The organism is Clostridium sp. KNHs205 (genome assembly GCF_000702945.1).
Lineage (GTDB): Bacteria > Bacillota > Clostridia > Lachnospirales > Lachnospiraceae > Anaerocolumna.
Genome location: NZ_JNLE01000003.1, coordinates 647,640 through 664,358 on the forward strand (window position 1 = coordinate 647,640; position 16,719 = coordinate 664,358).

Annotated in this window: 16 protein-coding genes and 1 other annotated feature; of the genes, 9 read left to right on the plus strand and 7 right to left on the minus strand. The window is 39.7% G+C overall.

The features are described 5' to 3' along the window. Nucleotides 1-7: 7 nt before the first annotated feature. The 5 genes from BR73_RS0102830 to BR73_RS0102850 are packed head-to-tail and all read right to left on the minus strand — an operon-like array spanning nucleotide 8 to nucleotide 3,175. Nucleotides 8-1,549: a hypothetical protein gene (locus BR73_RS0102830; RefSeq protein WP_033164319.1), complete on the minus strand. Its 1,542-nt coding sequence runs from the start codon at nucleotides 1,547-1,549 to the stop codon at nucleotides 8-10. After that, nucleotides 1,546-1,869, minus strand: a complete 324-nt coding sequence (locus BR73_RS0102835) for a hypothetical protein (RefSeq protein WP_033164320.1) — start codon at nucleotides 1,867-1,869, stop codon at nucleotides 1,546-1,548. The genes BR73_RS0102830 and BR73_RS0102835 overlap by 4 nt, the downstream gene beginning before the upstream one ends. Next, nucleotides 1,869-2,510, minus strand: coding sequence for a DUF5081 family protein (locus tag BR73_RS0102840; protein ID WP_033164321.1), 642 nt, complete (start codon nucleotides 2,508-2,510; stop codon nucleotides 1,869-1,871). Before BR73_RS0102840 ends, BR73_RS0102835 begins: the two co-directional genes overlap by 1 nt. A gap of 10 nt (nucleotides 2,511-2,520) precedes the next feature. Continuing rightward, nucleotides 2,521-2,814 (minus strand): hypothetical protein, encoded by a 294-nt coding sequence (locus BR73_RS0102845; RefSeq protein ID WP_033164322.1) that lies wholly within the window; start codon nucleotides 2,812-2,814, stop codon nucleotides 2,521-2,523. A gap of 1 nt (nucleotide 2,815) precedes the next feature. Continuing rightward, the gene (locus tag BR73_RS0102850) at nucleotides 2,816-3,175 is read right to left on the minus strand and encodes a hypothetical protein (RefSeq protein ID WP_033164323.1); all 360 of its coding nucleotides are present in this window, start codon (nucleotides 3,173-3,175) and stop codon (nucleotides 2,816-2,818) included. A 202-nt stretch (nucleotides 3,176-3,377) separates the two neighbouring features. Between BR73_RS0102850 and BR73_RS29585 the strand changes: the two genes are divergently transcribed. Together BR73_RS29585 and BR73_RS0102855 are read left to right on the plus strand one after the other, a co-directional pair. Then, nucleotides 3,378-3,512, plus strand: coding sequence for a hypothetical protein (locus BR73_RS29585; protein ID WP_278248521.1), 135 nt, complete (start codon nucleotides 3,378-3,380; stop codon nucleotides 3,510-3,512). Between the two features lie 283 nt (nucleotides 3,513-3,795). Continuing rightward, nucleotides 3,796-4,929, plus strand: a complete 1,134-nt coding sequence (locus tag BR73_RS0102855; protein ID WP_033164324.1) for a zinc-dependent alcohol dehydrogenase — start codon at nucleotides 3,796-3,798, stop codon at nucleotides 4,927-4,929. 282 nt (nucleotides 4,930-5,211) lie between these two features. Here BR73_RS0102855 and BR73_RS0102865 read toward each other — a convergent pair whose 3' ends face one another. Next, nucleotides 5,212-6,333, minus strand: coding sequence for a PucR family transcriptional regulator (locus BR73_RS0102865; protein ID WP_033164326.1), 1,122 nt, complete (start codon nucleotides 6,331-6,333; stop codon nucleotides 5,212-5,214). Nucleotides 6,334-6,633: 300 nt separating this feature from the next. Then, nucleotides 6,634-6,912, minus strand: coding sequence for a hypothetical protein (locus BR73_RS0102870; protein ID WP_033164327.1), 279 nt, complete (start codon nucleotides 6,910-6,912; stop codon nucleotides 6,634-6,636). Nucleotides 6,913-7,229: 317 nt separating this feature from the next. Here BR73_RS0102870 and BR73_RS0102875 point away from each other — a divergent pair, with 317 nt between their 5' ends. The 7 genes from BR73_RS0102875 to BR73_RS0102905 all read left to right on the plus strand — a co-directional run bounded on the left by BR73_RS0102875 (nucleotide 7,230) and on the right by BR73_RS0102905 (nucleotide 16,687). Further along, nucleotides 7,230-7,847 carry a cytidylate kinase-like family protein gene (locus BR73_RS0102875; RefSeq protein WP_033164328.1) on the plus strand — a complete coding sequence of 206 codons (618 nt, stop codon included), beginning with the start codon at nucleotides 7,230-7,232 and terminating at the stop codon, nucleotides 7,845-7,847. 306 nt (nucleotides 7,848-8,153) lie between these two features. After that, a complete protein-coding gene (locus BR73_RS0102880; RefSeq protein ID WP_033167011.1) occupies nucleotides 8,154-8,876 on the plus strand; it encodes an amino acid ABC transporter ATP-binding protein in 723 nt (240 codons plus the stop codon). A gap of 116 nt (nucleotides 8,877-8,992) precedes the next feature. After that, on the plus strand, nucleotides 8,993-9,688 hold the full coding sequence (locus tag BR73_RS0102885; protein WP_033164329.1) for an amino acid ABC transporter permease: 696 nt from the start codon (nucleotides 8,993-8,995) through the stop codon (nucleotides 9,686-9,688). 50 nt (nucleotides 9,689-9,738) lie between these two features. After that, complete coding sequence (locus BR73_RS0102890; RefSeq protein WP_242860611.1) at nucleotides 9,739-10,659, plus strand: transporter substrate-binding domain-containing protein; 921 nt, start codon at nucleotides 9,739-9,741, stop codon at nucleotides 10,657-10,659. A gap of 331 nt (nucleotides 10,660-10,990) precedes the next feature. Beyond that, nucleotides 10,991-12,121 (plus strand): iron-containing alcohol dehydrogenase, encoded by a 1,131-nt coding sequence (locus tag BR73_RS0102895; RefSeq protein ID WP_033164330.1) that lies wholly within the window; start codon nucleotides 10,991-10,993, stop codon nucleotides 12,119-12,121. A 316-nt stretch (nucleotides 12,122-12,437) separates the two neighbouring features. Then, entirely contained in the window at nucleotides 12,438-13,787 is a 1,350-nt protein-coding gene (locus BR73_RS0102900) for an aspartate aminotransferase family protein (RefSeq protein ID WP_033164331.1), read from the plus strand. Nucleotides 13,788-13,915: 128 nt separating this feature from the next. Beyond that, nucleotides 13,916-14,177 (plus strand) — a binding site (T-box leader). A gap of 146 nt (nucleotides 14,178-14,323) precedes the next feature. Continuing rightward, nucleotides 14,324-16,687: a valine--tRNA ligase gene (locus BR73_RS0102905; protein ID WP_033167013.1), complete on the plus strand. Its 2,364-nt coding sequence runs from the start codon at nucleotides 14,324-14,326 to the stop codon at nucleotides 16,685-16,687. Nucleotides 16,688-16,719: the final 32 nt, after the last annotated feature.

Sequence of the window (16,719 nt, forward strand, 5' to 3'; positions counted from 1 at the left end):
GATTTTTTCACCTCCCCTTTGATTCTATCAATTGCTCATTCATAAGCTGCATGGCAGTTGGGAAATAAGCTTCTAATTCCCGTATCGATTCTTCATTTGATGTCATATACCTTGAAAATACTTCTGCCCATAATTCCTTTGCCTGGCTTCCGGTATATTTATTATTCGCATTCAGATTATTCCAATATGTAGTGTCATCTTTTTTGCTGTTATCGTGATGATAAGTACCGTTTAGTTTGTTGTCAGTGAATCCCCCGTATACATCCGAAATCCCACAATAAATAGTTGCATTTGTATCAGGCATAGAAAATTTACTTTTATACTCCTGGGTTACGGCGTCATATATCTCATGCTGCACCAACTTTTTATCATATCCTGAAAAGTTGTAGGTCATTATACTTTTTACGATTTCATCTACATTTATCCCCAACCCTTCATATCCTTTGTCTTCTATGTAGTCTAATACACTATTCTTTATATTGGATTTGACATCTTTTTCAGCTGCCTGAAGGACTGTGGTACCATCAGCATTCACTGTTGTGTATTTATAATTTTTAGTTATAAACAAAAATTTATCATCGTCTAATGATAAATCATCGATAGCATGGCCTACTTCATGAAAGAAAGTAACATAAGCACCTCTAGGATCATATTTTCCTTCATTATTTTTATTATAAGGGTTATTTTGATAAAAACGAACATATAATTGTTTGCTTTTTCCACTATAATGCTGTGCCATTTCTTTTCCGCTGCTGTTATTTTCATGATAATTGTAATCACCTATTTTCAGATCCTTGGCATATTTAAAAAACAAAGAACGATAAGGTTCCTGAGCAGTATAAGCAATAAATTTTATATTACGGATATCTTCCTGATATTTACTGCTTTTATCCTTTGCCAGGCCAGAAAGTAAATTGTTCATGTTTTTAGCATCCTTTGGTTTCATATACTCATAATATTCAATTACCAGCCCTATATCTTCCTTAAAATTCTTTATGTCATATGCCGCATCATTTCTCATATAGGGGGTAACATCACCGTCATAATACCGGCTGACTGCATCAATCAGACCAGCTTTTAAATCATCGGACACCTCATCTTTATCAAGTTTTTCTGCTTTTTTTAAAAAGTCTGCTTTTAGATAAGGGTCAATAATTATGGTTGCCATTGCTGTCTTTAATTTATACTCCGTGCCACCCATGGTGCAGGTAATATCATTTGGATTTAAGGCATAAACATCCGTCAACGTTTTCATGACTCCATAGTTAAAGATATCGTCTATAAGATTTTCTGCGTCAAGATGAATGTTCTTGCAGAAATCACCAAGTTTTTCCCTGGACTCTTCCAAGGCTTCGATTTTAGGCTCAAGAATGCTGATGTACAGAGGCGAAATACCGTCTAGTGGGCTGGTAGAAATCTTTCTTACTGCCTCAACTGCCAGTTTATAAGCACTGGAAGCAGCAGTAGTTATTTCTTTCGCCTCATAGGATTTCCAGGCATTTTCATGAAAAAGCCATTCATCATAGTCAGATATGAAATCTTTATTCATTTGATACCTCCTTTTCCGTTGTTAAAGAAATTTTTACCTATAAAACTATCCATCATAAAAGTAATCTCTTTAACCATAGTGGTATAATCTGACAACTGCCCATAGCATAACTGCAGTATGTCAAGATGCTGGTTTAAGACGGTAAAATAATCATTTAAACCAGAAGATGCTCTACCACTATAATTATATTGCATGATACTTTTCATTTTTTCAGACTCTGTAATAATTTCCTTCACACAAGAAGCACACTTGTTAAATTCAAGTGCAATTTCCTCCATAGACGTTTCACGAACAGATATTTTTGCTGTAGATATTGGCATTAAACCACCTCCAGTCTTTTATGAAGCATATCAACTAAAGTAGTTCTGTCTCTTTCAAGCAATATATTATTATAGCAATCATAACAGTATTTTTTACCGGCAGACTCAAAAAATAATTCCTTCGTATTGTATCCCGTCATATCTTTCTCTTTAGAGGATCGAATCTCCGTACTTAAGGTAAAGCTGGTTTTAGCGTTGATTTCATATTTTTGCAGTAAGCTTTCAGGACTGATGTAGGAATCTTTATGACTGGTACTGCCTTTCCCATCTAGCAGCAGAAATTCGGGGAAGGCTTTGGTTACGGTTTCTAAATTTTTTTTGATGTTTATAACAGAAAAGAAATAATTTTCATTTGGATCTGTTCTTAGAAGAATGCCAAGTGTATCATTCACAAATCCAATTGTCATATTAAGTATTCTAACATATTTCTTTGCTTCCTTAAATTGTTTTATTCTATTTATTACCAAAACTCCTTGGATGGTTAACGTTTTATAGTCTTTCAAGAGACCGTTTTCGATTAAAGCATCTTTGATTACGTCCGCTGCTATTCCAGTCATTTTTTTATTCGAGAATGGCTCAATAGAATTAATATCTTCACCGTCTATAACGGTGTTTAATACATAGAGTTCATAATAATTCATTGTTGGCCTCCTATAATGCTTTTACCGCATTGGAATTAGTGGTAAAATTATTCACATTCTTCAATAGTTCCTGCTCCTTCTGATTCATCTCATACAATATTTCTTTTATCTTTTTCTTATATTCAACTGTTAAATTCAACATGGTTTCACATTTGTCACGGGTGTTCCCCTGCCAGTCCTTAGCTTCTAATTTCTTTATTAAACCTGCCTCCAGACTATTGAGTTCCTTGAATTTGTCCTCAATCCTATTTATACAAGCCTGATAATCGGCAGGTCCATTTTTCAGTATCTTTATTTCAGACATACTACAGCACCTCCCTATCTTCTTCCCATTCTCTTGTATAGATTTTACTGCTCCACTCTGCTTTCTTACTGCTGCATTGTGAGATTACCTGTTCAAGATCTTGTGTAAAATTATTAATACTTGTAACTATTTGCTGGCAATGATTGAAATAATCCGTCTGTTTTATTTCATAACGCCGGATATAATCACCGGATAACCCGCCTATATAATTGACTTTCTTATTTAAGCTATTCTTATAAGTATTTATATCTGACAGGTTATTTGTTATCTTTCTTCGAATGTCTGTTAGCGAATTTTCCATACTTTTATAGGCTTCCATTTTGGCTGCCGCATAATGATTATATTTTGTTACCCAAGGCATACCCTTCCCTCCCCTGTAATTTATTAAATAGAAGTACTTGCAGATTTCCAGGAGCTTCAGATAAAGCCACTGAACATGTTAGGTTCTGCTATAATAGCGGTTATCAATAATTTCGCTTCTCTCTTAGTGAAACCTTACCAATAAATTAGATCTCATTACTTTTAATATGACAGAAAAATTTTGTTTTCCAGTGCATTATTACATGTTACCTAATCCGGTACAGGATGGAAGTATTCCATCCGTTGCAAAGGAACATATAAATGAGATAGATTATGAAGGTCTTAAGTTAAATTTATTAAAGTACCGGGAAGAAACGGTTGAAGATGAAAAAAGTTAAGATAACAGATTTTTAGTGGATAATGAACATAACAAGTACAAGGAAAAATGAATTAAAATATAGCGAGTACAGGAAGATTGAGAAGTATTTAAAGGAAATGATGTCTGCCAAGGAATATTTATATAAATAATCCGCAGAAACTGTTCATAGACTTCTGCTGTTTTTTATTAAAAGTAAATCTGAATAATATACAATGTCATGGTAACCCTAATAAAATGAAAACAAATCAGGAGTGGTAGAAGAACAATTTATATACAGAGTTAAATGAAAGGAAGGTATAAAGTTGAAGGCATTAACGTATAACGGCATCAGGGATGTACAGTTAAAACAGGTAGAGGATCCTAAATTAGTAAAGTCAGACGACATTATCGTTAAGATTACTTCTACAGCAATATGTGGCTCGGATCTGCATCTGATACATGGTATGATACCCAAAATGCCCACAGGATTTATTCTGGGCCATGAGGCAATGGGAATCGTAGAGGAAGCAGGAAACGATATAAAGCAGCTGAAAAAAGGAGACAGGGTTATAGTACCCTTTCCCATAGCCTGTGGCCATTGCTGGTATTGTGAGCATGATTTATGGAGCCAATGTGACAATTCCAATGAACATGGAGAAACCGGCGCACTGTTTGGCTATAGTGAACTTTTTGGAGGTTATGACGGAGGGCAGGCTGAGTACCTTCGAGTACCTTACGGAAATGTGGGGCCTAAAAAAGTTCCGGAAGAACTTACCGATGAACAGGTATTGTTTCTGACAGATATTCTGCCGACTTCTTATTGGGGAACCCTTGTCATTGGTGGTGTAAATCCCGGAGATACTGTAGTTGTACTAGGCTGCGGACCAGTGGGATTGCTATCTCAGAAATGGGCAGCCTACGCCGGTGCCAAACGGATAATAGCAGTTGATAATGTAAAGTACCGATTAGAGCATGCTAAGAAATTCAATCAGGTGGAAGTCATAAATTTTGATGATTACGATAATACCGGTGAATATATCAAAGAAATAACCCATGGCGGCGCAGATGTAGTAATCGACTGTGTCGGAATGGACGGAAAGAAATCAGTAGTAGAGACAGTTGAGTCAATCTTAAAATTGCAGGGAGGCTCGAAATCCGCCATCGAAATGTCCGCACAGGCTGTTCGAAAAGGGGGTACAGTCTCAATCCTGGGTGTATACGGTGCAAAGTATAATATGTTCCCATTTGGGGACTTCTTCTCACGAAATATTACGCTGAAAATGGGGCAGTGTCCTGCTCACAGTTATGTGGATCCTATCTTGAAGCTCATTCAAAAAGGAGAATTTGATCCTACGGATATCATAACCCATCGGATACCTCTTGATAAAGGCAGTTATGGTTACGAGATCTTTGATAAGAAAGAAGATGAATGTATCAAGGTTATATTAAAACCATAGAGTAACGGAATGAATGCCGGAAAACCTGAAACCAGAGTTTGCCGGTATTTTTTCATTGTTTACTTCATCATGGGTACCATTTGTGAATACCAATTTGTACTGAGAAATCGTGGTGCAATTTTACGGTTGAAGGTATTGTTTATTATTCTGCCTTTCCTTCAGTTTCAAGCTACACAGCAGTTGCATGGGGAGGTTTTACTTATCCATTTCAGGTATTACTGGACTATAGGATTTCTTTATCTGAAAGAAGTAAGTACTTAAACCCATAGTTTAACCTGGCAGTTAACCGATGGAAAAATACTCTCTGATAAAAAAAGCCATCAGCAGGTCGAATTTAACTTTGGAATCATTAAGCTCCGTTCCTAACAGCTCTTTGATTTTCTTAATCCGGTAAATAACCGTGTTCCGATGAGTATGTAGCTTTGAAGCAGTCTCTAACAGATTGCAGTCTGACAGCAGAAATACCTGTAGAGTGTTCATATAATCTGAGTCATGGACCGTATCAAACTGTTCCAGCTTCCCTAAGTTCTTCTCGTAGATGGATTTTAACATTTCTGGATCGGAAGAACTAAAAAGTATCTGAAAAAAGCCCAGCTCATCAAAATTTACAGAGGTAATGTTCCAGAAGGCTGCCGCAGCCAATGAAAAGCGGGCACGTTTATAGCAGCTGCCAATATCCGTAAGGGAGGAGATAATATTACTGATACCTAAAGTTATACTGCCGCAGAATAAGAGTATATCGGTGATTTCCTGGAGAGAAGGGGGAGTTTTGGAGATAAGATAAATCAATATCTGCCGGTTTTCATGTTCAAAGAGATGGTATTTTAATTTCAGGCGGTTCAGGGAAAAGGTAACCCGGGTGGTATTCTTTAGATTCTGTATTACGATGATTCTATAATCACCCAGTGTAGGAAAGCCATACTGATTTAAGGTAAGAAGTATATTTTCATGGACGGGAGTCTGGTACAAGGCACCTTGAAAGGCAGCATTCAGCTGATCTGTACTGCGTGTGTTATGTAAGAGAAGACTGCAGTAATCCTGCATGATATCGATAAGATGAACCTTCCAGGGCATGGTAAAGAGAGGAAATTTATTAAGGAAGCACAGGTCAACAATCTCAGGGGTGAGATCCGGCAGATTAAGGTATTTTCCTTCATTAATAATGATTCCGCTGCAATTGCAGGTTATAAGAGAGCAGATAAAATCATAAAGCTTAACTCCGCTCTGAATAAAGAGCCCCGTGGTTATTACTAGCTCACCACCTTTAAGAAAGGCTGTGTTCTGTATATCCTCTGCCAGGTATACCCAGGAAACCGGATTGGTCAGGCCAGCTTCTCCGCTATGGAGGGTAATGAAGTATTTATCTTTAGCACTTTCATATAAATCGGTTATCTGTGTTCCCATAGACTTTCCCCTTTAAGCTTTTATTCAAAGTACAGTTTATAATAAGAATTTTAATGAATTAAGTACAGTTTATAATGAGAATTTTAATGAATTGATTTTATAATTATTATTCACATTAATGCCTCTGTCAACTTTATTTTTATTAAAGGCAGTTAGGCAGACGGTGTATACATTAGATGATTAATAGAATATAGGATGTTAGGATAGAGGATTTGTATGTAACCTGGAAATAACCGCATAGAAGATAAAACCCAGGTGCGAAACTGTTTGACATATGGTTATCTCTTACGTTGCTAGAGTTTACAGATTCTCAGTTAAACAATCTATTATCTTCTTCCATCTGCTTAAGCCGTTATACTTTAACAGATACTTTAGTAAAATGGAATCAATTTCCCAGCTCTCGAATTGTAATATATCTTTTAAAAAGACAGCTTCAGTTTTTAGCTGTTCTTTTAAGGAGGGACTTTCTAATTTTTTATATTCCTCAATTAGTTCAATTAAAGTAAAAGTCCCTCCTCCGTTTAAGTCATGCATATAATGTTCAACAAAGTATCTAAAAGTATTATAATGGTCACTCATTATATTAACCTCATGAATAGATTGGTAAAGAAATTAACAATTATTAATTATACATATTACTTTATTATTAATAAAAGCACCAGCATATTTATTAAGACTGAGTGTGAAAAAATCCGAACTGGTAACCTTTATGAAATGGCAAATAGAAGGTAAACAAACTGAAATGGCAGGTAGAAGAATTCTTTGTACTTAAAGTACAATTACCTCCAAAAAGTTTGGAATAAACAGCCATTGTAGAGCGTTATAGTGAGGCGTAGAATGAATATACAGCAAAAGAACTCCATAAAGAGAACTTTTAAAAGAAAGAAGTGTTCCATATGAGCGAAAAATTTGTTATAACCATTGCGAGGCAATTCGGAAGTCTCGGAAGACCCATTGCCCGTTTAGTCAGTGAGAAGTTGGGAATTGAATACTATGACAGGGATATCGTTGAGATGACCTCAAAGAATCTGAATCTGCCGGTTTCAACTGTCAGTGATGTGGAGGAAAGTGCGAAATCAGCTTTCTTTAATATGAATTATCCTCTGGGTATGGGAACAACCAATATACAGGATTCCATCTTTGCCGTACAAAGAAAGATAATCATCGATCTTGCTGAACGGGAGTCCTGTATTATCGTAGGCAGATGTGCTGACCATATCTTAAAGGATCATAAGAACATAATTAATGTATTTATTTATGCCCCATATGAAGCAAGGCTGGCCAATTGCGTTGAGAGGCTGGATATGAAACCTGATGAAGCCAGGAAAATGATTGCCTCTGTAGATAAGGCCAGAGAATCCTATCACAAATATTATTGCGGTTATTCTATGGCGGATAAGGATTATAAACATGTAATGCTGGATTCCAGCCTGCTGGGAGTGGAAGGCACCTGTGATATTTTAACGGATATCATACAGAAGAAATTCAATTTGGTTAACAGTAAGAATAGCTAAAGTACATAGATATTATGAAGAGTCAAGTGATTAAGCGTAATAAACAAATTGTAACATTAAAAGAATAATCAGAAATTAATGAACAACAGAAATTTAGGAACAAGCAGAAATTTATGATAAGCAAAAATTTATAATCAATCAATCCGTATTTTACGAATAAATGTTTAAGGGTAAATATATGCCATATATAATTTTATACTTTAAACATACAACGAAATAAGACTATCTGACTTAGGCAATGGAGCTTTTGTATACAAAAGCTCCATTGCCTCTTTCTGTTTAAGAGAGGAAGATGATGTTATGGAAATGCTTGAAATAAAGAAACTATCCAAATGCTTTGTTGATTTGGAGGTACTAAGGGATGTCAATGTATCGGTGAGCAAGGGAGAAGTAGTGGTTATTATCGGTCCCTCCGGCTCTGGCAAGAGCACCTTGCTGCGGTGTATCAATCTGCTGGAACAACCCACTGGGGGAGAAATCCTGTATCTGGGAGAGAATATTACCTGTCTTGGAAAGAAAGTTACCGGTTATCGCAAACAGGTGGGAATGGTATTTCAGAGGTTTAATCTCTTTCCGTTAAAAACAGCACTGGAAAATGTTATGTATGCTCCCATGAAACTAAATAAAGTACCGGTAAAAGAGGCAAAGGAGCAGGCCATGGAGCTTCTAAGAAAAGTCGGATTGGAAAGTAAAGCTGATACCTATCCGGCAGCACTCTCAGGAGGCCAGCAGCAAAGAGTAGCCATTGCAAGGGCACTAGCCATGAAACCGGAGATTCTTCTTTTTGATGAACCCACCTCTGCTTTAGATCCGGAACTGGTAGGTGATGTCCTGGAGGTTATGAAACAACTGGCAGGGGAAGGAATGACCATGATAGTGGTAACTCATGAAATGGGCTTTGCAAGAGATGTGGCAGACAGGGTAATTTTTATGGACGGCGGTTATGTGATAGAAGAAGGAGCACCAAGTGATATCTTTTCCCATCCAAAGAATGAGAGAACTAGATCCTTTTTAGCCAGAGTGCTATAAGAGGCAAGAGTGAATATTATCTATATCACTCTGAAAGAACCATAAAAGAGCACAGGGATGCTCCTGGTAAGCTTCTTACAACAGATTTCCCGCCAACCGGCGGAAGGGAGGTAAAAATGGAATTGCATTTTAAGCAGGCCTTTGAGACCTTGGGGCCAAGCCTCTGGGGAGGAATAGGAATTGTACTTTATATAACACTGGCAGGGTTTTCCTGTGCTTTGGCTGTGGCACTGTTAGTTGCTATCGGAAGAATTTCCAGGAATAAGATACTAAGCCGAACCCTTGGAGTAATCATTGAACTGGTAAGGGGAACACCTCTGCTGGTTCAGTTCTTCTATATTTATTATGTTGTACCGACGCTGTTAAACGGTGTTATGGGCATGTTCGGGAAAGACACCAACATCCAGCTGGCAGCTGCCACCTGCGGTATTATAGGTTTTGCCATTAATTACGGCTGCTATATGTCAGAGGTTATACGTTCTGCCATTCTGGCCATTGATTCCGGTCAGAGGGAGGCTGGCCTTGCTCTTGGTTTTAGCGAGAATAAAGTATTGTTTTATTTTATTATACCGCCGGCCCTTAGAAATTCTGTGCCGGTATTCGGAAATTACTTAGTAATGCTCATTAAGGATACCTCCCTGTTAGCTATGATAACGGTACAGGAGCTTCTCCTTCGCACCAAGACTTATGCTTCTCAGACCTTTCTTACGGTAGAAGCGTACACCATTCTGGCTTTCGTTTACCTGATATTGAGTATTCCGCTCTCACAACTTAGCAGAGTAGTGGAACGCCGGCTTAAAAGAGTCCGTTAGTTTTGGTAACTCCATAAATATAGAAAATATGCTGAAAGAAAGAGGGAAAGATGATGAAAAAATTGAATCTGAGAAAAGGTTTCACACTGTTGTTAACACTTTTATTGACTTTTACCGTACTCACAGGCTGCAGTAAGAAGGACAATAATACCCAGACCGCTGCAGAAGATACGGCAGCCAGTGGAGAAGACACGGCTTCCACCGGTGAATCTGATATGTTAAAGAAGATCAAGGAGAAAGGCTACATTTTAATTGGCTCCTCCAACGATGCTCCCTTCTCCTATACTGATGTGGAGACGGGAAAATTAGAGGGTATCGATATTGAAATTCTTCGTGAGATCTGCAAACGGCTTGGAATCCCGGATATACAGATGAAAGTAGTTGATTTTGCCAACCTGTTGGTAGAGCTTAACAACAATAATATCGATATGGTGGTAGATGCCATGTATGTGAAAGATGAAAGACTTAAGGTAGCAGCCTTTACAGATAAGTGGTATCAGGAAGGTGAAGCAGTGGTAATTCCTGTTGATTCTGCTATCGCTGGCAAAGATGATCTGAAGGATAAAAAAGTGGGAGCACAGCCCGGAACCACTTTTTATGAAACTGCCCAAAAATGGCTAGATGAAGGAAGAATAGCAGGACTGGAAGCTTATGATAACCAGGCTACCCTGATGACTGCTGTAAACATGGGCAAGGTGGATGCTGTGGTAACAGATGGTATTGTGGCAGGTTATACCCTTTCTGCCGACAGTTCCTTAAAATTAAAGCTCTTAGCTCCTTACGAAGCAGAAGCCAGCGGACAGATTGGTGCAGCTTTACGTTTTGAAGATAAAGCCTTTTTAGATGAGGTGAATAAGTGCCTGAATGAGATGAAGGAAGATGGCACTCTGCTAACCATATTAAAAGATTATGGATTAACAGAAGATTATTATGTAGATGTGCAGAATGGTAAAACAGAAAATACGAAATAAGAACCAGAAGAGCGACTGCTTCTGATACCTGATTCTGTAACCTGGTTCTGAAAACTGCTTCTGCTTACGAGAACAAATAAAAAAGAATATCACGCTGATAATTTAAATAAGTTGCTTTAAAGGTTTTGGGATTTTACCTCTTCAAGGAATAAAAGTGAATGATTTTATGACAATTTTATATCTTTAAGAGGAATAAAGCTCCTTCCGGCTTATTGACTAATTATGGTACTGCCACAAGCTTACTTATGGCAGGAGGGTAAGCGTGAAAGAAAATATCTTTCACGCACCCTGATTATGTACGCGTGTTAAAGTACACAGATGGGAGTTAAATATGGAATTTCAATATCATCTGCCAGTCAATCTGGTATTCGGTCGTGGAAAATCGGATTTAATAGGAGAGAAGGCAGCAGCATTTGGTAAAAGAGCACTTATCGTAACCGGCGGAAGAAGCACCAAGGAATCCGGTTTACTTGGGAAGACAGAAGAGCTATTAAGAAAAAGCGGAGTAGACTTTTCTTTATTTGATAAAGTAACCCCGAATCCTCTGACTACTACGGTTTATGAAGGCGCAGAACATGCGATTTCTGAGGGGTGTGACATGGTGCTTGCCCTTGGTGGCGGCAGCAGCCTGGATGCAGCAAAAGGAATTGCCTTTCAAACCGTAAACGGTGGGGATATAAATGAGTACATTTATGGAAGAAAGGTCAGTAATAAGGCACTTCCAATCCTTGCAGTTCCCACTACCTGCGGTACAGGCAGCGAGGGCAACGGCTTTGCCGTTATGACGAACCCGGATACGCTGGATAAGAAATCCTTGCGCTGCAGTGCCATTGTTCCTGCCTGTTCCATTATCGATCCTTTACTTATGAAGACCATGCCAAAGAAAACGCTGGTTTCTGTGGGTTTTGATGCGCTCTGCCATAATATGGATGCCTATATCTCTGCTATTTCACAACCCTTAACGGACATTATGGCCTTAGAAGGAGCAAGACTTGCTGCAGGCAGTCTTACAAAACTCTATGCGGATACAGAAGATCTGAAAAGCTGGGAGCACTTATGCCTTGCCAGTACCCTTGGAGGAATGGTTATAGGGACAGCGGGGGTAACAGCTCTTCACGGAATGGAACACCCGGTAAGCGGACTCAAAAATATTGTGCATGGCAAGGGCTTAGCGGCACTTGCCCCGTATGTTTATGAAGCCTCTATTAAGGGGGCACCGGATAAATTCCTTCTGTTATCCAGGATACTTGGCGGCAGGGATGAAAAGGACTTCGTGCCTGCTATAAAGCAGCTCTTATCAGAGCTGCAGCTTACTGAAACCCTTGGGGATATGGGAGTGGAGGAAAAGAATCTGGATTGGCTTACTGAAAACTGTCTGAAGGTATCTGCTCCAAGTATCGCTAACCATCCCGTAGTCTTTACACCGGAGAAAATAAGAGAGATATTCAGAAAAGCATTATAAATAAAAAGTTAAGTAAGAGGTTTAAGGGGTTAGGGGTTAAGAGGTTATATCGAGTGTTAATATATAAGTTGAACTAAAGTTTTAACCTCTCCCAGATATAGAACCCTTTTAAAATACCTTTTTTATATTGGATAGGAAACGAGGGTTTAGAGAAAAGAGAAAGCCAGGATTTATAGATAATTGAAAAAATCTATCCAGTATAATCTAAATAGGGTACCTACATGTAATATGAATAAAAATAACGGAAAAAACGGGGAATTACGCAAACAACCCTGTTTGTTTACCATGCGCAAAAAACGCAGAAAGGGAGGAATATATGTTAAAAGATGCTTTACCTAAAATAAATACCCTGCTGCCCGGTCCCAAGGCCAGTGCCATACTGGAGAGAAGAAGTGAGGCAGTGCCCGGTGCCATCAAATCGGTGTATCCCTGTGTTATCAGCAGAGGGGAAGGGGCTATGTTAGAGGATGTGGACGGAAATATATTCCTTGACTGGGTAGGCGGAGTTGGAGTATTAAATATTGGATACAGCCATCCGGAGCTGATAGAGGCTGTAAAAGAACAGTCGGAAAAATACTTTCATGCAATGATGAATATTGTAACTCATGAGGGTTATATTAAACTTGCCGAGAAAATGAACGAAATCGTTCCTGTCAGGTCTGCCAAAAGAAAGACCATGTTTGCTAATTCTGGTGCAGAAGCAATTGAGAATGCAGTGAAAGTAGCAAAGTCCTATACGGGAAGACCGAATGTCATAGTATTTTCAGGAGCTTTTCACGGCAGGACCTTGCTTGCTTCCACCATGACGGCAAAGAAAGCCTATGCATCAGGCCTTGGACCTTTTCCGGATGGTATATACCGGGCGGAGTTCCCTTATCTGTACCGTGGACCGGAAGGATATAATGAGGAAGGTGCTATAGCTTATTATATTGAGAAATTGATAAGGGTATTTGAAGAGGCTTCACCTGCTGAACATATAGCTGCCATTGTAGTGGAACCCGTTCAGGGGGAAGGCGGATTTGTTCCGGCACCTATAGAATGGGTTAAGGCTGTGAGAAGAATCTGTGACGAGAAGGGGATTCTTCTGGTAGCAGATGAGGTTCAGACTGGTTTTGCCAGGTCAGGAAAAATGTTCGTGTCAAATTATTGGGATGAGGCAGGAGCTGCACCTGATATCATTGCCACTGCCAAGTCCATAGCAGGAGGGGTGCCGCTAAGTGCCATAACTGCTTCCGCTGAGATTTTTAATGGAGTAAAGAATGGCATAATCGGGGGAACATATGGCGGCAATGCCCTTGCCTGTGCTTCGGCTTTAAAGGTAATTGAAATTATAGAAAGAGACAATCTGTGTGCCCGTTCTTTGGAAATTGCTGCGAAAGTGAAAGGAGCCTTTCATTTGTGGCAGGAAGAGTTTGAAGAAATTGGGGATGTAAGAGGTATCGGATGTATGACCGGTATAGAATTTGTGACGGATAAAAAGAGTAAATCACCCAATGCAAGGCTGGTATCGGATATAGTTATTTATTGTGCAGAGCATGGGCTTATTGTGGAAAGCGCAGGAACCTATTCCAATGTCATTCGTTTCCTGTGTCCCCTGGTAGTGACAGATGAACAGCTGGATTGCGGGCTTGAAATTCTTTATAATGCTGTGAAGGACTGCCGGTAGAGAGTGTTTATTTATATCTGAAATAACAGGAGTAATTTATTTTCCTACAGAGCAAAAGAAATATGAGTTATATAGAATAACCCTTGACATTTTTTTCTGTTATGCATAAAATAATAATAACAACACAGACAAAAGCGTTGACGAGGAGGAGTACATGTTATTCCGGATGAACAGAGAGAAGATGGCTGGTGAAAATCTTCGTGATGGGAACATGGAAGTAGCCTTTGAGCTTTGGATCGAACAAAAATATTATTTTTAAGTAGACTCCAACGGAAATTTCCACCGTTATCAGGGAAAGCGATATCGGAACCTTTATTCGTTCCCGTATTGTATGAGAGCAGAATTCTATTCTGAAATTAGGTGGTACCACGGACACGTTTCGCCCTAAGCAATTATTTATTTGCTTAGGGCGTTTTTTGTCTGTTTTGTAACACCAGCATAGCTGTCAGGTCAGCACGAAGCTTTGTAAAGGAAGGTTTCTGGTGCCTGAAAATAAAAGGATATTTCAGCTGTGCATCATAACAGGAGGATTCAGAATGGATAAGAAGTATGATTTTAAGACGGCAGAAAAGGAAATGCAGGAGTTTTGGAAGAAAGAAAGTATTTATAGCTTTGGAAAAGGAAGAGAGAAGAAGGTATTCTCAATTGATACACCACCGCCTACGGTTAGCGGAAGCCTCCATATCGGTCATGTATTTTCCTACACCCAGGCGGAAATGATTGCCCGCTATAAGCGGATGCAGGGATATGATGTATTCTATCCCTTCGGCTTTGACGATAACGGCCTGCCCACAGAACGGCTGGTAGAAAAGGTTCAAAAAATCAAACCCGGTGAGTTAAGCAGAACGGAGTATAACAAAAGATGTATGGATACGGTAAAGGGATACGAAGAAGAGTTTAAAGCTATGTGGAAGAGCCTTGGCTTTAGTGTTGACTGGTCTTTGGAATACCAGACAATCTCACAGCGGACCCAGAGAATCTCTCAGCGCTCCTTTCTTAATCTGGTAAAAGCAAAGAAGGCTTACCTTAAGGAATCACCGGTACACTGGTGTACGGAATGCCAAACCTCCATAGCCCAGGCAGAGCTGGAGACGAAGGACACCGAATCCGCCTTTCATTACCTGACCTTTGAAACAGAGAGTTCACCCCTTATCATAGCTACCACAAGACCGGAGCTGCTCTATGGCTGTGTATCGATTTTCGTAAACCCGGAGGATGAACGTTATAGGCAGCTTATCGGGCAGAAGGCAAAGGTACCTTTGTATGATTTCTGGATTCCTGTTCTTGCAGATGAACAGGCGGAGAAAGAAAAGGGCACAGGAGCGGTTATGTGTGCGACCTTTGGTGACAGTACAGATGTAGAATGGTATCAGAAGCATAAGCTGCCCTTTAAGAAAGTTATAACGGAGAACGGAAGGATATCTTCAGAGGTACCCTTTATCGGTAATCTTAGCATAAAGAAGGCCAGAGCTGAGATTGTAAGGCTGTTAGAAGAGAAAGGTCTGATTAGTAAGAGAGAGGATATTACCCATGCTGTTGCTGTTCACGAAAGGTGCGGTACAGAAATAGAAATCCTTCCTTCTGCCCAATGGTATATAGATATTATGACGGAGAAGGAACGTTTTCTTAAGGCAGCCGATGAAATTAACTGGTATCCGGAACATATGAAGAACCGCTACCGGATCTGGGTAGAGAATCTGAAATGGGATTGGTGTATTTCAAGACAGAGGAATTTCGGTGTACCTTTTCCACTGTGGTATTGCAAAGAGTGCGGAAGTCCTTTACTGGCAGAGGAGGAGCAGCTGCCAGTTAACCCGCTGGAGGATAAACCCCGCAAGCCTTGCAGCTGCGGCTGTAAGGAATATTATGCAGAGACGGCTGTATTTGATACCTGGGCAACCTCCTCCGTAACACCTCTGATTAATGCAGGCTATGGAGAGGAGGAAGACCGAACTGCAGAACTGCTTCCCATGGGCATGAGAAGCCAGGCTCATGAAATCATCCGTACCTGGGCTTTTTACACTATTGTAAAGAGCTTATACCATACGGGACAGATTCCCTGGAAGGACATTATGATAAGCGGTTTCGTACTGGCAGGGCGAGGGGAGAAAATTAGTAAATCCAAGAATAATGCAGTTCTTTCTCCGGTACAGCTTATTGAAACTCATTCTGCCGATGCTATAAGATATTGGGCGGCCGGTGCCAAGCTTGGGACGGATACCTTCTTTGAGGAAGAGGAACTAAAGGTATCAAAGCGCTTTCTGACGAAATTATATAACGCGGCGAAATTTGCCTTTATGCATCTTGAGGATTATGTAGACACTGCAAAGACTGAACTTCTGCCTGCGGATAAATGGATCCTGCAAAGAGTAAGTGAAACAACAGCAAATGCAGAAACGCTCCTTGACCAGTACGAAATCGGTCAGGCAAGGCATCTGATTGATGAGTTATTCTGGAAGGATTTCTGTGATTATTATATAGAAATCGTAAAAGAACGCCTGTACCAGCCTGAAAAGCATGGCTGGGAAGAACGGAGTTCCGGACAGTATGCACTGTATCACAGCCTGTATGGTATCCTTAAGCTCTATGCTATCTATACACCCCATATGACGGAGTATATCTACCAGCAGTTTTACCGTAAGGAGGGGGAGGCAGTATCCATACACCAGACCTTGTGGAAGACTGACAAAAGTGATGGTGCAATCGCAGAATTTGGTCAGCGTCTCCAAGGGGTAATCGGAGAGGTTCGGAAGAAAAAAGCAGAACAGCAGTTATCCATGAAAGAGGAAATGGAAGAGCTGGTTATAACCTGTCCGGCCTATCTGGTAAAGTACTTTCAGCAGTCGGAAAAGGATATCAGAGCCTGCACAAGTGCAAAGAAGATAATTATCAGAAACTAACTAAGATTTTAATGAGATAATCTAAAGTGAAA

Bases quoted from the DNA above. Each gene is read 5' to 3' on its own strand.
- BR73_RS0102880 (WP_033167011.1), top strand. From the start codon at position 8,154: ATGCTTGAAATAAAGAAACTATCCAAATGCTTTGTTGATTTGGAGGTA.
- BR73_RS0102850 (WP_033164323.1), bottom strand. From the start codon at position 3,175: ATGCCTTGGGTAACAAAATATAATCATTATGCGGCAGCCAAAATGGAA.
- BR73_RS0102885 (WP_033164329.1), top strand. From the start codon at position 8,993: ATGGAATTGCATTTTAAGCAGGCCTTTGAGACCTTGGGGCCAAGCCTC.
- BR73_RS29585 (WP_278248521.1), top strand. From the start codon at position 3,378: ATGTTACCTAATCCGGTACAGGATGGAAGTATTCCATCCGTTGCAAAG.
- BR73_RS0102900 (WP_033164331.1), top strand. From the start codon at position 12,438: ATGTTAAAAGATGCTTTACCTAAAATAAATACCCTGCTGCCCGGTCCC.
- BR73_RS0102890 (WP_242860611.1), top strand. From the start codon at position 9,739: ATGATGAAAAAATTGAATCTGAGAAAAGGTTTCACACTGTTGTTAACA.
- BR73_RS0102875 (WP_033164328.1), top strand. From the start codon at position 7,230: ATGAGCGAAAAATTTGTTATAACCATTGCGAGGCAATTCGGAAGTCTC.
- BR73_RS0102830 (WP_033164319.1), bottom strand. From the start codon at position 1,549: ATGAATAAAGATTTCATATCTGACTATGATGAATGGCTTTTTCATGAA.
- BR73_RS0102840 (WP_033164321.1), bottom strand. From the start codon at position 2,510: ATGAATTATTATGAACTCTATGTATTAAACACCGTTATAGACGGTGAA.
- BR73_RS0102870 (WP_033164327.1), bottom strand. From the start codon at position 6,912: ATGAGTGACCATTATAATACTTTTAGATACTTTGTTGAACATTATATG.
- BR73_RS0102905 (WP_033167013.1), top strand. From the start codon at position 14,324: ATGGATAAGAAGTATGATTTTAAGACGGCAGAAAAGGAAATGCAGGAG.
- BR73_RS0102835 (WP_033164320.1), bottom strand. From the start codon at position 1,869: ATGCCAATATCTACAGCAAAAATATCTGTTCGTGAAACGTCTATGGAG.
- BR73_RS0102865 (WP_033164326.1), bottom strand. From the start codon at position 6,333: ATGGGAACACAGATAACCGATTTATATGAAAGTGCTAAAGATAAATAC.
- BR73_RS0102845 (WP_033164322.1), bottom strand. From the start codon at position 2,814: ATGTCTGAAATAAAGATACTGAAAAATGGACCTGCCGATTATCAGGCT.
- BR73_RS0102895 (WP_033164330.1), top strand. From the start codon at position 10,991: ATGGAATTTCAATATCATCTGCCAGTCAATCTGGTATTCGGTCGTGGA.